The sequence below is a fragment of the Hydrogenophaga sp. genome (assembly GCF_018780385.1).
In the GTDB taxonomy this organism is placed as follows: Bacteria; Pseudomonadota; Gammaproteobacteria; order Burkholderiales; family Burkholderiaceae_C; genus Hydrogenophaga.
Map to the genome: position 1 here is coordinate 1 of NZ_JADMJO010000056.1, position 14,760 is coordinate 14,760.

The window sequence follows — 14,760 nt, forward strand, 5'->3', positions numbered from 1 at the left end:
AGTGGCGGTTGGCCGTCTCGTATTCCACGTGCGCGGTGTTGATCGTGATGCCGCGGGCCTTCTCTTCGGGCGCTGCATCGATCTGGTCGTAGGCCTTGGCCGAGCCGCCAAACTTGGCCGCCAGCACGGTCGTGATCGCCGCCGTCAGCGTCGTCTTGCCGTGGTCAACGTGGCCAATCGTGCCCACGTTCACGTGCGGCTTGGTCCGCTCAAATTTCTCTTTACCCATTTTTCAGCTCCAAATCAAAACTGCCGACACAACCAAAAAACCTGCGGCTGCAGATCTGCAAACAACTGGTGCCCTTGGCGGGAATCGGACCCGCGACCTCTCCCTTACCAAGGGAGTGCTCTACCACTGAGCCACAAGGGCCAAGGAAGCCGGCAAGCCGACCATCCTGGAACATTCAAAACCGACCCAAAAACCGACCGTCAACGGGACATGGAGCGGGAGACGGGAATCGAACCCGCGTCATCAGCTTGGAAGGCTGGGGTTCTACCATTGAACTACTCCCGCCCGAACAAACCGGCACCACACGGCGCCGGAACACTGGGGCGCGACTTCCCATTCGCACACACATCACATCGATCGCTGGTGGAGGAGGCTGGATTCGAACCAGCGTACGCGTAAGCGGGCAGATTTACAGTCTGCTGCCTTTAACCACTCGGCCACCCCTCCATAGCGCAGCCCGCGATTATGCCATGGTTTTCGGCGGGCGTACCAGCCTCGCTGCAAGCCCACGAATCACCAGGAGATGGTCGGGAATCCCTGCCGGACCAGCCAGGCGTTGGTCTGACCAAAATGACCGCATCCGATGAACGGCAGAGGGCCTCGGCGGGCCGACAGAGGCGATGGGTGGTTGGCGAACAGCAGCAGGTGCCGCCCGGCATCGATCAGGGCTGCCTTCTTCTGGGCATGCGCACCCCAAAGGAGGAACGCCTTGGGCTGGCCCGTCGCGCTGCAGCGCTCGATGACGCGGTCGGTCAACGCCTCCCAGCCTTGCTTGGCGTGGCTGGCGGGCTGGCCGTCTTCCACCGTCAGGCAGGTATTGAGGAGCAACACGCCTTGTTGTGCCCAACGCACGAGTGAACCATCGGCTGGCGCGGGCAAGCCCAAGTCGCGCTGCAGCTCCTGAAAGATGTTGCGCAGGCTGGGCGGCGGCTTCACGCCCGGCGCGACCGAAAACGCCAGCCCTTCGGCCTGCCCTGGCCCATGGTACGGATCCTGGCCCAGCACCACCACACGAACCCGATCAGGCGCAGTGAGCTGCAGTGCCCGCAGGGGCTGGGGGGGATAGACGGTGGCGCCTTGCGCGCGCCGAACCTCGAGGAAAGACTGAAGCGCCGACCCTTCGCGCGATGACCAAAAATCGGCCGTCAGGTCGGCCCAACCCTGCGCATCCTGCACGGCGGGGCGATCAGGCGAACAGCTCGGCCAAAGCAAGCCCGGGCTCGGGCACCCGCATGAAGGCTTCGCCGACCAGGAAGGCGTGCACGCCAGCCGCGCGCATGGTTTGCACGTCTGCGCGGCCCAGGATGCCCGACTCGGTGATCAGCAGCCGGTCGGCCGGCACCTCGGCCATGAGGTCCAGCGTGGTCTGCAGCGTCACCTCGAAGGTGCGCAGGTCGCGGTTGTTGATGCCGACCAGCGGTGTCTTTAGCTTCAGCGCGCGCTGCAGTTCCACACGGTCGTGCACCTCGACCAGCACGGCCATGTTCAGACTCAGCGCGAGGGCTTCGAGATCGGCCATCTGCGTGTCGTCCAGACAGGCTGCGATCAGCAGAATCGCATCGGCGCCCATCGCCCGAGCTTCGTAGACCTGGTAGGGGTCGACCATGAAGTCCTTGCGAAGCACCGGCAGGTCGCAGCTGGCGCGGGCCTGCTTCAGGAAGTCGGGACTGCCCTGAAAAAATTGCCGGTCGGTGAGCACCGACAGGCAGGCCGCACTCACTTTGCCATCGCCCTCGGCGTAGCTCTGGGCGATGTCAGCGGGGATGAAGTCCTCGCGCAGCACGCCTTTGCTCGGGCTGGCTTTTTTCACTTCGGCAATCACCGCGGCCTGGCCGGCGGCGATCTTGGCGCGCAGCGCGCCCTCGAAATCGCGCGTGAGCACGCGGCTCTCGGCGTCGAAGCGCACCACGTCGAGTGGCTTCTTGCGCTGGGCGGCGGCGATTTCCTCGTGCTTGACGGCCACGATCTTCTGCAGGATGTCGCTCATGGGAGTGTTCCGGTTCAGGCCGCGAAGGCCTTGAGTTGTTCGAGTTTGGACAGCGCCGCACCGGAGGCCAGCGTGCGCCGCGCCAGCGCGATGCCCGCGCCCATGTCGGCGACCACATTGGCCGCGTACAGCGCGACGCCTGCGTTGAGCGCCACGATCTCGCTGGCGGCCTTGAAGGTCGGGTCGTCGCGGCCCTCCAGCACGCCCATCAGCATCTGGCGCGAGGCTTCGGGTGTTTCCACGCGCAACGCGCGGCTGCTGGCCATGGTCATGCCGAAATCCTCGGGATGGATCTCGTATTCGGTGATCTCGCCGTTCTTGAGTTCACCCACCAGCGTGGCCGCGCCGAGCGAAACCTCGTCCATGCCGTCGCGGCCGTACACCACCACCGCGTGCTCGGCGCCCAGGCGCTGCAGCGCGCGCACCTGGATGCCCACCAGGTCGGGGTGGAACACGCCCATGAGGATGTTGGGTGCCGAGGCCGGGTTGGTCAGCGGGCCCAGGATGTTGAAGATGGTCTTGATGCCGAGCTCGCGCCGCACCGGGGCCACGTTCTTCATGGCCGGGTGGTGGTTGGGCGCGAACATGAAACCCACGCCGACCTGTTCGATGCAACGCGCGATGGCTTCGGGGGAGAGGTTGATGTTGATGCCCAGGCTCTCCAGCACGTCGGCACTGCCGCTCTTGCTGGAGACACTGCGCCCACCGTGTTTGCTCACGCGCGCGCCGGCCGCCGCGGCGACGAACATGGAGCAAGTGGATATGTTGAAGGTGTGCGAGCCGTCGCCGCCGGTGCCCACGATGTCGACCAGGTTCGTCTTGTCGGCCACATGCACCTTGGTCGAGAACTCGCGCATCACCTGCGCCGCGGCGGTGATCTCGCCGATGGTTTCCTTCTTCACGCGCAGGCCGGTGATGAAGGCGGCCATCATGACCTGCGACATCTCGCCGCTCATGATCAGGCGCATGAGGTGCAGCATTTCGTCGTGAAAGATCTCGCGGTGCTCGATGGTGCGCTGCAGGGCCTCCTGCGGGGTGATTTTGTGCGCGGTGGCGGTGTGGGGCATGGTGTCTCCAGGGCTTCTCTTTTTACTGGGCGGGATTGTCGGTCATGGCCAGCTTGAGGCCAAAGCCAACGAAGAGCAGGCCGGCGGCGCGGTCCATCCAGTGCATGGCCCGCTGCACCATCTGTACGCGGCGCGCGGCCCAGGCGGCGAGCCAGGCGTAAGCCATGTTGATGGGGATGGCGTTCACGTTGAAGATCACGCCCAGCAGCAGAAACACCCAGGCTTTGTGGGGTGCATCGGGCGCGATGAACTGTGGCACGAAAGCCAGGAAGAACAGCGCCACCTTGGGATTGAGCACGTTGGTGAGAAAGCCCCGGCGGTACACGCGCCACAGATCCACCTCAACGGAGCCGGCTTCCAAGTTCAGCGGCGTGGCCTTGGCGAACAACAGACGCACGCCCATCCAGAGCAGGTACGCCGCGCCGATCCATTTGAGCAGGGTGAAGGCCGTGGCGGAGGTGGCCAACAGGGCGCTCATGCCCACGGCGGCCGCGGCCACATGCACAAAGCAGCCGCTGAAGATGCCAAAGCCAGCCACGACGCCGGCGCGCACGCCGCTCTTGAGCGCGTTCGTGACGATGTAGAGCACGTCCGGGCCGGGCGTGAGGTTGAGCAGCCAGCCGGCTGCGATGAAGAGCAGGAGTTGCGGCAACTCGGGCATGGTCGACTCCCGTTCAGTAGACGGCCGTGCCGGCCACCCGCGCAGCGGGCGCGCTGCCAACCTGCGCGAAGAAGGCCCGTGTGCTGGCGATCGCGCGGTCGATGCCGGCCGTGTCCACGTCGAGGTGGGTCACGAAGCGAAGGCCGATCAGGCCGGTGGCCAACACACCGTCATTCGCCAGGTGGGCCAGCAGGTCGGGGCCGCGTCCGTTCTCCACATCAACGAACACGATGTTGGTCTGCGCCGAGCGCACCGCCAGGCCTTCGATGCCGGCCAGCCCCTGCGCCAGGCGCTGTGCGAGCGCATGGTCGTCGGCCAGGCGGCGCACATGGTGGTCCAGCGCATGCTGCGCCGCGGCCGCGAGCAGGCCCGACTGGCGCAAACCGCCGCCGAGCATCTTGCGCCAGCGCAGTGCGCGGCGGATCAAATCGGTCGAACCGCACAGGGCCGAGCCCACGGGTGCGCCCAGGCCTTTGCTGAAGCAGACCGAGACGCTGTCGAAGCGGTCGACGATGCCGCGCACGGCGGTATAGGGATCGCCCCCCGCGGCCACCGCCGCGTTGAACACGCGTGCGCCGTCCAGGTGCACCGCCAGGCCGTGTTCGCGCGCGAGCGCCGTGGCTTGGTCCAGGTAGTCGGTCGGCATGGGGTGGCCGTTCCAGGTGTTCTCCAGGCACAGCAGGCGCGTGCGCGCGAAGTGCGGGTCGTCGGGCTTGATGGCGGCGGCAATGTCGGCCAGCTGCATCTGCCCACTGGCGTTCTGCGCCAGCGGCTGCGGCTGGATGCTGCCCAGCACGGCCGCACCGCCGCCTTCGTAGCGGTAGGTGTGCGCGTTCTGACCCACGATGTACTCGTCGCCACGCTCGCAGTGCGCCAGCATCGCGCAGAGGTTGCTCTGCGTGCCGCTGGGCATGAAGAGCGCAGCCTCTTTGCCGGTGAGGGCTGCGACGCGTTCCTGCAGCGCCTGCACCGAGGGGTCGTCGCCGAACACGTCGTCGCCCAGAGGCGCGGCCATCATGGCCTCGCGCATGGCGGCCGTGGGTTGCGTGACGGTGTCACTTCTCAAATCAACGGTTTTCATGCGATCCGGCGCCGGGCCGCCCCAAACCGGATCAGCCCCCTCGGGGGGCAGTGACCCGCGCAGCGGTGGAACGTGGGGGCTCATATGTTTTGCTCCAGAAAATTCCTGAGCATGGCGTGGCCGTGCTCGGTGAGGATGCTCTCGGGGTGGAACTGCACGCCTTCGATGGCGAGCGTCTTGTGCTTCACGCCCATGATCTCGCCGTCGTCGGTCCAGGCCGTGACAGTCAGGCAGTCGGGGCAACTCGCGCGCTCGATGGCCAGCGAGTGGTAGCGGTTCACGGTGAACTGTTCGGGCAGGTTCGCGAACACGCCAGCCTGCGTGGTGGTGATGACGCTGGTCTTGCCGTGCATGAGTTCCTGCGCGCGGATGATCTGGCCACCGAAGGCCGCGCCGATGCTCTGGTGGCCCAGGCACACGCCCAGGATGGGCAGCTTGCCCGCGAAGTGCTGGATCGCAGCGACCGAGACGCCGGCTTCGGCGGGGGAGCACGGGCCCGGTGAAATCACCAGACGGTCGACATGCCCGGCGGCCAGGCGCTGGCCGATTTCTTCGACCGTGATCTCGTCGTTGCGCACCACGGTCACTTGCGCCCCGAGCTCGCCGAGGTACTGCACGATGTTGAAGGTGAACGAGTCGTAGTTGTCCACCATCAGGACTTGAAGTGGCTTGTTCATTCCAGGCCCTCCTCGACCAGTTCGGCCGCGCGCAGCAGCGCGCGCGCCTTGTGCTCGGTCTCCCTCCATTCCATCTCGGGCACCGAGTCGGCCACCACGCCGGCCGCGGCCTGCACGTAGAGCGTCTGGTCCTTGATGATGCCGGTGCGGATGGCGATGGCCACGTCCATGTCACCGGCATAGCTGAGGTAGCCACAGGCACCGCCGTAAATGCCGCGCTTGGTCGGCTCCAACTGGTCGATCAACTCCATGGCGTGCACCTTGGGCGCGCCGGTGAGCGTGCCGGCGGGGAAAGTGGCCTTGAGCACGTCCATGCTGGTCATACCGTCCACCAGCATGCCTTCGACGTTGCTCACGATGTGCATCACATGGCTGTAGCGCTCCACCGCAAAAGCCTCGGTCACCTTGACCGTGCCGATCTTCGCGATGCGGCCGATGTCGTTGCGCGCCAGATCGATCAACATCACGTGTTCGGCGCGCTCCTTCGGATCGGTGATCAACTCGGTTTCGGTCGCCTTGTCCTGCTCGGGCGTGGCGCCGCGCGGGCGGGTGCCGGCCAGCGGGCGGATGGTCACCTTGGTGCCCTCGACCGTGTTCTCCTGGCGCACCAGGATCTCGGGCGAGGCCCCCACCACATGGAAGTCCCCGAAGTGGTAGTAGTACATGTACGGCGAGGGGTTGAGCGAGCGCAACGCGCGGTACAGGCTCAGCGGCGACTCGGTGTAGCGTTTCTTGATACGCTGGCCCACCTGCACCTGCATGAAATCACCGGCGGCAATCAGCTCCTTGGCGCGGTCCACGGCCTTCAGGTAGTCGGCCTTGGCGAAGTCGCGCTCGGCCGGATAACCCTGGCTGGGTTTGACCACCGGCGCGCTCACCGAGTACTTCAGCGCATCACGCAATTCGCGCAGCCGCTTCTTGGCATTGGCATAAGCCTCGGGCTGGGCCGGGTCGGCGTAGACGATGAGGTAGAGCTTGCCGGAGAGGTTGTCGATCACCGCGAGTTCTTCGCACTGCAGCAAGAGGATGTCGGGACAACCCAGGGTGTCGGGCGGGCAGGTCTTCTCCAACTTTTTCTCGATGTGGCGCACCGCGTCGTAGCCGAAGTAGCCGGCCAGGCCGCCGCAGAAGCGCGGCAGACCAGGCCGCAGCGCGACCTTGAAGCGCTGCTGATAGGCGGCGATGAAGTCGAGCGGGTTGCCGTGATCGGTCTCGATCACCACACCGTCGCGCACCACCTCGGTCTTGGCTTCGGTTCCAAAGCCGGTGGCGCGCAGCAGCGTGCGCGCGGGCAGGCCGATGAAGCTGTAGCGCCCGAAACGCTCGCCGCCCACCACCGATTCGAGCAGGAAGCTGTGTTTGCCGTCGCCGCGCCCGTGCGCGAGCTTGAGGTAGAGCGAGAGCGGGGTTTCGAGGTCCGCGAAGGCCTCGGCCATCAGCGGGATGCGGTTGTAGCCCTGCTGCGCCAAGCTCTTGAATTCGAGTTCCGTGATCATGTTCGTTCTTTCCATCGGCCACACACCGGGTCATCAACACATCGGGTGGGGCGCTGGGTTCCATGCCATCCGGTCAGGCTGGCTGCCGGGCTAGGGTGGGGTGAAACAGCGGCGGGCGCGGGGCCCGTTGGACGCTGTGCCGCCCCGGGGGGAGTGCACGTTTACGCTGGCTTGCGCCAGGGCCAGGCTCCCCGGCCGTTGCGGCTCGGCAGAACACCTGAGAGGGTTGTGCATGGGTTGAACATGGTGGCGGGAGTGTAGCAAAGGCCTTGTGGCGTGTCGTGGGTCACGCGAAGAAGCTTTGGTTTTACGGCTAAACCCTCTGAAGGCGGCGTTGACCCGAGGGGACAATTGGAAAAATAGAACGACTGTTCTTTTTTATCCGACCCGGAACCCCATGAAACGAAACTTTTTCACCTCATCGATCCTGGGTGCGGCCACCCTGTGCACCGCCCTGCTCCTGCCGGTACTGGCCCAGGCCGCCCCCGTGGACATCGGCGGCGTCAAACTGGAAGACCGGGTGACCGTGGCCGGCCAGCCCCTGCTGCTCAACGGCGCGGGCATTCGCTACAAGGCGGTGTTCAAGGTCTACACGGCCGGGCTCTATCTGGGCCAGAAGGCCGAGACGCCCGAAGCGGTGCTGGCCGCCACCGGCCCGCGGCGGATGACCATCACCATGTTGCGCGACATCGATTCGGCCGAACTGGGCAAACTGTTCTCGCGCGGCATGGAGGACAACATGGAGCGCGCCGCCTTCTCCAAGCTCATTCCTGGCGTGCTGCGCATGAGCCAGGTGTTCAGCGACCACAAGAAGCTGGTGGCCGGCGACACCTTCCTGATCGACTGGATTCCCGGCACCGGCACGGTGCTCACCATCAAGGGCACTGTGGAGGGTGAGCCTTTCAAGGAGCCCGAGTTCTTCAACGCGTTGATGCGCATCTGGCTGGGGCCAAAACCGGCCGACTGGATGCTCAAGGACGCGCTTTTGGGCATTAAAAAGAAGTGACCAACTCGGCCAGCGAGCCGATCAGGCGGTCGTGCGGCGCCAGCGCGATCGGGTCGCCGTGGTTGTACCCATAGGTCACCAGCACCACCGGACAGCCGGCCGCGCGCGCCGCGATGCCGTCGTTCTGTGAGTCGCCCACCATCAGCGTCTGCGCTGGCGCCGTACCCAGCGCCTCGCAGGTTTTCAGCAAGGGCAGCGGGTCGGGCTTGGTGCGCTCGAAGCTGTCGCCGCCAAACACGTGGGCGAAAAAGCCCAGCAAGCCCTTGGCTTTCAGCAGCGGCACGGCAAAACCGTGGGGCTTGTTGGTCAGGCAGGCCAGCGGCAGCCCCCGAGCGCGCAGCGCCGTGAGGCCCTCGACCACGCCGGGGTACACGGCGCTGTGCTGGCCGTTGATGGCGAGGTAATGCGCCTGGTAGCGCGTCCACGCATCAGCCTGCAGCACCGTTGCGTCATCGGCACCGAGACCACCGTGCAACAGCGCCGAGCGGATCAGGTGCGCCGAGCCCTTGCCCACCATGCGCTCGATGTCGGCCCGGGTCACGCTCGGCCGGCCGAGTTCCTTCAACGTTTGATTCAGGGCGACATCGAAATCGCCCAGCGTATCGACCATCGTTCCGTCCAGGTCGACGATCACTGCCCCCACGCTCCACCGCTTCGCGGGTCGCTGCCCCCCGAGGGGGCTGGCCAGGCTTGGGAGCGGCCCGGCGCCCGGCCATGCATCGGCAAGCACCATCACCTCAGCGCAGCCCGCATCTGATCAATCACCGCCTTGTAGTCGGGCTTGCCGAAGATCGCGCTGCCGGCCACGAAGGTGTCGGCGCCGGCGTCGGCCACGCGGCGGATGTTGTCGGGCTTGATGCCGCCGTCCACTTCCAGTCGGATGTTCTTGCCGCTGGCTTCGATGCGCTTGCGCGCGTCCTCGATCTTGCGCAGCGCGGAGTCGATGAAACTCTGGCCGCCGAAGCCGGGGTTGACGCTCATGATCAGGATCAGATCGATGTCGTCGATCAGCCAGTCCAGCACATCCAGCGACTGGCCCGGGTTGAAGGTGAGGCCGGCCTGGGCACCCTTGGCCTTGATGGCCTGCACGCTGCGGTGCACGTGGGCGCTCGCATCGGGGTGGAAGCTCACCAGGTCGGCGCCGGCGTCGATGAAGGCACCGGCCAGCGCGTCCACCGGCTGGATCATCAGGTGCACGTCAATCGGCACGGGCGTGCCGTCGGGCTTCTTTGCGTGGGGTTTGAGCGCCTGGCAGACCATGGGCCCGAAGGTCAGGTTGGGCACGTAATGGTTGTCCATCACGTCGAAATGGATCCAGTCGGCGCCCGCGGCAATGACATTTCTCACCTCTTCGCCCAGGCGGGCGAAGTCGGCAGACAGGATGGACGGGGCGATGAACGCGGCGCTGGGGTTGTGGGACATGGTCAAGCTGTGAGGGGTGGGAAGTGGGCGGCGGGGTGCATTTTGGCAGGCATCACGGCGCTGTGCAGGCCCGGGGTAACATGCCGCCCATGCCCAAATACCTGTTCACCTGCGAGGTCGAGCCCCAGTACCTCAGCGAACAGTCTTCACCCGAAGAAGACCAATACGCCTTCGCCTACACGATCACCATCACCAACACCGGTGAGGCGACCGCGCAGCTGATCGCGCGGCACTGGATCATCGACGACGAGCACGGCCACACCGAGCAGGTCAAGGGCCTGGGCGTGGTGGGCCACCAGCCGCTGCTGCGCCCGGGTGAATCGTTTCAGTACACCAGCGGCACCCGGCTGAAGACGCCCACGGGCACCATGCGGGGCAGCTTTCTCTGCGTGGCCGAAGACGGCGAACGCTTCGAAGCCGAAGTACCCGAATTTGCCCTGCGTGCGACCGGCGCTGGCGACACACCCTCGCGAGTGCTGCACTGAGGCGCAGCCCCTCGGATCCGGCCAGCGTCCACCCCTCCGCTGAGCGCATGCAAGCCCTGTCCCTCTTCAAGAGTCTCGACCCCGACGCGCCCCTGGCGCAACGCCACCTGTGGCTGATCGACGCCATGCGCTGGGTGCGTGGCGACGAAAGCGACGTGCAGGCCAGCGTGTCACGGGTGCGCGAGTTTCTCGACAACGTCCAGGCGCAGCCCGAACTGCAGCTGCGCTGGCGGCGTTGGTGGCAGCGTTTTGTGGAAACGGTGGACATCACCCCGCTCCTGGCCGACCACGGCTTTGCGCCCCGCACCGCCTTTCTGAGCGAGTTCGGCAACCGCTTGCGAAAGAAGGTGCTGCCCAACACGCCCGAGACCACCGATCTGGCCGAGCTGTTCGGCCTGTTGCTGCCCAAACGCTTTGATGTGCGCTGGCTCAAGGCGCTGGACAGCGCCACCCTGCTGCGCCTGCGCAACCTGCTGATCGGCACGGGGGACGAGCCGGGCGCCGACACGGCAGATTTCTGGCAGGTGGCGTTGATGGACGCCATGATTTCCTGCGTGAGTCAGGTCAGTGCCACGGGCTTTGCCTCCGAGATCCGGGTGCGCATGTCGCCCGAGGCGCAACAACAGAAACCCTTTCACCAGTTGCCCAGCGATCTGGAGTCGCTGCGCCGCGCGGTGCGGGTGCACGGCGCGCAAAGCCCCGAGGCGCTGGAGGCGGCAACGAGGCTGCGCAACCAGCTTGACGCCTGTCGCCACGCGGCGTATTCGGTGTACTCCCACCTGGAAGAGCACGGCGTCTCGGTGGGCATCGTGTTCCGGTTGCGCCAGTTGCGCGAGCGTGTGGTGCGGGTGAAGGAGTTGCTGGACTGCCTGCAGTCCGACCAGCCCGAGCGCGCCACCGTGGCGCTGCTGGCCGATCTGGCTCAGGTGGGGCTGGACAACCGCAGCATCCGCGCACTCGTTGCCGCCAGTTCACAGCTCACGGCGGCCAAGGTGGCCGAGCGCAACGCCGAGAGCGGCGAGCACTACATCACCCGCAACGCCGCGGAGTACAAGGACATGCTGGGCAAGGCCGCGGGCGGTGGCGCGATGGTCGGACTCACCACCTGGGTGAAGTTCTCGCTCTACAGCCTGGGGCTCTCGGCCTTCTGGGGTGGCTTTGCCGCGGGCATCAACTACGCGACTTCCTTCGTGCTGATCATGTTGCTGCACCTCACGCTGGCCACCAAGCAGCCCGCCGTGACGGCGCCGGCCATGGTGGCCAAGCTCAAGGACATCAAGGAGCTGGGCGCCGTCAAGCGCTTCGTGGACGAGGTGGCCAACCTGTTTCGCTCGCAGGTGGCCGCCATCGTGGGCAACATCGGCCTGGTGATTCCGGTGGTGCTGCTGATCAGCGCGGTGCTGAAGTTCAGCACCGGCAACGCCATGGTCGACGCCGAGAGGGCGCGCCACACCCTGAACGACATCAGCCTGCTCGGCCCCACGCTGCTGTTTGCCGCGTTCACCGGCGTGCTGTTGTTCGTCTCCAGCATCGTGGCGGGCTGGGCCGAAAACTGGTTCGTTTTCCACAAGCTGCACTCGGCCATGGAGCACAACCCGCGCTTCACCGGCCTGCTGGGCCGCGAACGCGCCGAACGCTGGGCCAACTACATGCGCGCCAACATCTCGGGGCTGGCGGCCAACATTTCTCTGGGCTTCATGCTCGGCCTCACACCGGCCTTCCTCCAGTTCTTCGGTGTGGGGCTGGACGTGCGCCACGTCACCCTGTCGGCCGGCCAGGTGGCCGCCGCGGCGTTTGCGCTCGGCCTGGGCGTGCTGCTGGAACCCTCGTTCTGGTGGGCCGTGGCCGGCATCCTGGCGATCGGCCCGATCAACCTCGGCGTGAGCTTCTACCTGGCCTTCCGCCTGGCCTTGCAGGCGCAGAACATCAGCGAGGTGAACCGCCTGCTGATCCGCACCGCCATCAAGCGCCGCATCCGCGTGGCGCCCTTGAGTTTCCTGATCCCGCCGCGCCAGAAACCCGCTACCGGCGAAGAAGCCGCCCCGTCCCGTGGGTGAGTTCGAGCTGATCCGGCGCCACTTCCAGCGCGAAGGCCGCGTGGCCCGGTCGCCGGTGGTGCTGGGCATTGGCGACGACTGCGCGCTGCTGCAGCCCCGGCCGGACCACGTGCTGGCGGTCTCCACCGACATGCTGGTCGAAGGCCGGCACTTCTTCGCGGGCGTCGACCCCGAGGCGCTGGGCCACAAGGCCCTGGCGGTGAACCTGAGCGACCTGGCCGCCATGGGCGCCCACCCGCTGGGCTTCACCCTCGCGCTGGCCCTGCCCGAGGCGCAGGAGGATTGGCTCGCCGCCTTTGCCCGGGGCCTGTTTGCGCTGGCCGATCAGCATGCCTGCCCGCTGGTGGGCGGTGACACCACGCGCGGCCCGCTCAATATCTGCATCACCGTGATGGGCGAAGTGCGCCCCGGACCTGCGATGCAGCGCGGCCAGGCGCAGGTGGGTGACGACCTCTACCTCACCGGGCGCACCGGCGAAGCGCGGCTCGCGCTGGAGCTGATGCGCGGCACGCCCTGGGCCACATCGGCCTGCGGTCCGCAAGCGCTGGCGCAGTATCCCGAACTGCGCCAGCGGCTGGAGCGCCCCACGCCGCGCGTGGCGCTGGGTACGCTGCTGGCGGCGTTGGCCAGCGCGGTGCACGCGGCCATCGACGTGAGTGACGGCCTGCTGGGTGACCTCGGGCACATCCTGCAGGCCAGCGGCGTGGGCGCCGAGATCGCCCTGCCCGCCTTGCCCGTGGCGCCCGCGCTGCAGCCGCTTGCGCTGGCGCAGCGTCTGGATTGCATGCTCAACGGCGGTGACGACTACGAGCTGCTGTTCACCGCCGCGCCCAGCGCACGCGCTGCGGTGGAGGCGGTCGCGCAGGCCAGCCACACACCCGTGCAGCGCATCGGCCGCATCGGTGCGGCGCTCGGCCTGCGGGTGCTGGACGCATCGGGCCACCCGGTGGCGGTGGCGGCGCGCGGCTTCGACCACTTCGCTTGAACCGAAGTCACCGGTTGTCGCCCAGCAGCGCGGCCACGATCTGCGCCACGCGCTTCTGCTCCAGTCGCCCAGCCTCCACCCACACGACGCGCCCGACAGGCGCACCGGCCAGATCGGCCAGCGCGGTGTGGCGGTCGGTGCTGCCGTCAAAGAGCAGCACCACCCGCTGCAGGTGCGGCGCGGTGGCAAGCACACCGAGCTCGTGGCGGCAACCCTGGTTGCGCGCCTGAAAACCGCGCAGGTCCATCAGCACCACGTCCGCCTGCGCCACCAGCGCGGCCAGCGCCTGCTGCCAGGTGCTGTCGAAGCAATAACACTCATTGACGCGGTAGCGCCCGTCGGGGTCGGGCGCGAGGTCGAAGTCGCGCAGGCGCTCGGCCACTTGGGCCTCGTTGGCCACGAATCGCTCAGCCAGGCGGCCGTTGAGGAAGGTGAACACGTCGTCCGGATCGATGGTGCGGCTGAGCAGGTCGGTGCCGGCGATCAGCACCGTGTTGCCCGAGTGGCGCCAGCGCTCGACCACACGGTCGAACAAGGCCTGCACGCCCACGTCTTGCTGGAACACGCGCAGCACCAGCAGCGTGGGCGGCACACCCCGGGGCGCCAGCCAGCCGCGCCAGACCCAGGCGGCCAGCGGAATCCACAGCCACGGAATGAACTGGGTGAGCGCGATCAGCCCCACCCCCTGCAGTGACGGCAGCGCGGAGGCACCCAACACCACCAGCCAGTAGGCCGCGAGCAGGTACCAGAGATCGGAGAAGCGTTTGCCGCGGTACGCGCGTGCCAGCGCACGGGCGATGGCCCAGGCGGGCCAGGCGAGCAACAGCCACGGCGCCAGTGCCATCAACACGATGGCGGGCCAGGCACCCACGGTGCCCACCAGCGTGATCAGCCAGCGCGGCGGATCCTCCACGCCGCTCACCAGGAGCTGCAGCGCCAGCACCGATGAGGCCGCCAGCAGCATGAAGATGGGCAGCAAATATGGCGCCACCGCGCGGATGCGCCCGCTGGCACCGATCACCAGCGTGACCACCACCGGGATCAGCACCAGACCTCCCAGCCAGCCCAGCGAGGTGGTGAGCGGCTGCGGCGAGATCGAGCGCCACCAGGTGAGCGCCAGCATGGCCAGCAGGTAGGCGCCGATGGCGCCCAGCGTGCGCAGCCAGGACCAGCGCCGCACCAATCCCCAGGTGAGCGCCATGGGCCATGCATAGACCACGCCGAGCGTGAGCGCCCGCCCGACACTGAGCAGCTCGCTGCCGTAGATGAAGAGCAGCGCCAGCACCGACTGGGTCACGCCGATCAGCAGGCTCAGCGCACTCACCGCGAACAGGTAGCGCCAGCTGGCTCGCTGGTTGGCGCCCGCGTCCAGCGTGACAGCGGGCTTGGCCGGCGCAGGCGCCCGGGTGGCGGCCACGGGCTGCGCCGGATCGGGTGGCGGCGAACGCCGCATCAGCGCGAGCATGCGGCGGCGGTACAGGCCCGAGACCACCCACGAAGCGGCGCCCGTGAGCAACACGCCCAGCACCATGGCGGTGAGGATGGCGCCGGTGTTCATCTCCATGTCAGGGCTTGTTCATGCGCCCCAGTATCGCGCTGGCGTCCCG

15 protein-coding genes and 3 tRNA genes are annotated in these 14,760 nt (G+C 67.0%); 4 read left to right on the plus strand and 14 right to left on the minus strand.

The features are described from left to right. The 11 genes from IV113_RS17390 to trpE form a co-directional block, all read right to left on the minus strand. On the minus strand, positions 1 to 229 hold a 229-nt coding region (locus IV113_RS17390), incomplete at its 3' end, for a GTP-binding protein (RefSeq protein WP_291087452.1). Between the two features lie 66 nt (positions 230 to 295). Then, positions 296 to 370 (minus strand) — tRNA-Thr (locus IV113_RS17395). A 70-nt stretch (positions 371 to 440) separates the two neighbouring features. Continuing rightward, positions 441 to 514 (minus strand) — tRNA-Gly (locus IV113_RS17400). A 76-nt stretch (positions 515 to 590) separates the two neighbouring features. Next, positions 591 to 676, minus strand: a tRNA-Tyr gene (locus IV113_RS17405). Between the two features lie 66 nt (positions 677 to 742). Further along, a complete protein-coding gene (locus IV113_RS17410; RefSeq protein ID WP_291087455.1) occupies positions 743 to 1,405 on the minus strand; it encodes a uracil-DNA glycosylase in 663 nt (220 codons plus the stop codon). A 10-nt stretch (positions 1,406 to 1,415) separates the two neighbouring features. Next, positions 1,416 to 2,216: an indole-3-glycerol phosphate synthase TrpC gene (gene trpC / locus IV113_RS17415; RefSeq protein WP_291087458.1), complete on the minus strand. Its 801-nt coding sequence runs from the start codon at positions 2,214 to 2,216 to the stop codon at positions 1,416 to 1,418. Positions 2,217 to 2,230: 14 nt separating this feature from the next. Further along, on the minus strand, positions 2,231 to 3,283 hold the full coding sequence (gene trpD, locus IV113_RS17420; RefSeq protein WP_291087460.1) for an anthranilate phosphoribosyltransferase: 1,053 nt from the start codon (positions 3,281 to 3,283) through the stop codon (positions 2,231 to 2,233). 22 nt (positions 3,284 to 3,305) lie between these two features. Continuing rightward, a complete protein-coding gene (locus tag IV113_RS17425; RefSeq protein ID WP_291087462.1) occupies positions 3,306 to 3,944 on the minus strand; it encodes a LysE family translocator in 639 nt (212 codons plus the stop codon). A gap of 13 nt (positions 3,945 to 3,957) precedes the next feature. Further along, a complete protein-coding gene (gene ltaE, locus IV113_RS17430; protein ID WP_291087465.1) occupies positions 3,958 to 5,025 on the minus strand; it encodes a low-specificity L-threonine aldolase in 1,068 nt (355 codons plus the stop codon). 80 nt (positions 5,026 to 5,105) lie between these two features. Next, positions 5,106 to 5,702: an aminodeoxychorismate/anthranilate synthase component II gene (locus tag IV113_RS17435; RefSeq protein ID WP_291087468.1), complete on the minus strand. Its 597-nt coding sequence runs from the start codon at positions 5,700 to 5,702 to the stop codon at positions 5,106 to 5,108. Further along, on the minus strand, positions 5,699 to 7,198 hold the full coding sequence (gene trpE / locus IV113_RS17440; RefSeq protein ID WP_291087470.1) for an anthranilate synthase component I: 1,500 nt from the start codon (positions 7,196 to 7,198) through the stop codon (positions 5,699 to 5,701). Before trpE ends, IV113_RS17435 begins: the two co-directional genes overlap by 4 nt. Positions 7,199 to 7,595: 397 nt before the next feature. On the opposite strand from trpE, the gene IV113_RS17445 reads away from it, so the two are divergent. Beyond that, on the plus strand, positions 7,596 to 8,204 hold the full coding sequence (locus IV113_RS17445) for a chalcone isomerase family protein (protein ID WP_291087472.1): 609 nt from the start codon (positions 7,596 to 7,598) through the stop codon (positions 8,202 to 8,204). Here IV113_RS17445 and gph read toward each other — a convergent pair. Both gph and rpe read right to left on the minus strand, forming a co-directional pair. After that, entirely contained in the window at positions 8,191 to 8,814 is a 624-nt protein-coding gene (gph, locus tag IV113_RS17450; protein WP_291087590.1) for a phosphoglycolate phosphatase, read from the minus strand. The genes IV113_RS17445 and gph overlap by 14 nt on opposite strands. A 122-nt stretch (positions 8,815 to 8,936) precedes the next feature. Beyond that, entirely contained in the window at positions 8,937 to 9,626 is a 690-nt protein-coding gene (gene rpe, locus IV113_RS17455) for a ribulose-phosphate 3-epimerase (RefSeq protein ID WP_291087474.1), read from the minus strand. 89 nt (positions 9,627 to 9,715) lie between these two features. Between rpe and apaG the strand changes: the two genes are divergently transcribed. Genes apaG through thiL form a run of 3 tightly spaced genes read left to right on the plus strand, consistent with a single transcriptional unit; the run spans position 9,716 to position 13,153 of the window. Beyond that, the gene (gene apaG / locus IV113_RS17460; protein WP_291087477.1) at positions 9,716 to 10,111 is read left to right on the plus strand and encodes a Co2+/Mg2+ efflux protein ApaG; all 396 of its coding nucleotides are present in this window, start codon (positions 9,716 to 9,718) and stop codon (positions 10,109 to 10,111) included. A 47-nt stretch (positions 10,112 to 10,158) separates the two neighbouring features. Beyond that, on the plus strand, positions 10,159 to 12,168 hold the full coding sequence (locus IV113_RS17465) for a site-specific recombinase (RefSeq protein WP_291087480.1): 2,010 nt from the start codon (positions 10,159 to 10,161) through the stop codon (positions 12,166 to 12,168). Beyond that, positions 12,161 to 13,153: a thiamine-phosphate kinase gene (gene thiL, locus IV113_RS17470; protein WP_291087484.1), complete on the plus strand. Its 993-nt coding sequence runs from the start codon at positions 12,161 to 12,163 to the stop codon at positions 13,151 to 13,153. The genes IV113_RS17465 and thiL overlap by 8 nt, the downstream gene beginning before the upstream one ends. A gap of 7 nt (positions 13,154 to 13,160) precedes the next feature. On the opposite strand, the gene IV113_RS17475 is transcribed toward thiL, so the two are convergent. After that, entirely contained in the window at positions 13,161 to 14,717 is a 1,557-nt protein-coding gene (locus IV113_RS17475; protein WP_291087487.1) for a hypothetical protein, read from the minus strand. Positions 14,718 to 14,760: the final 43 nt, after the last annotated feature.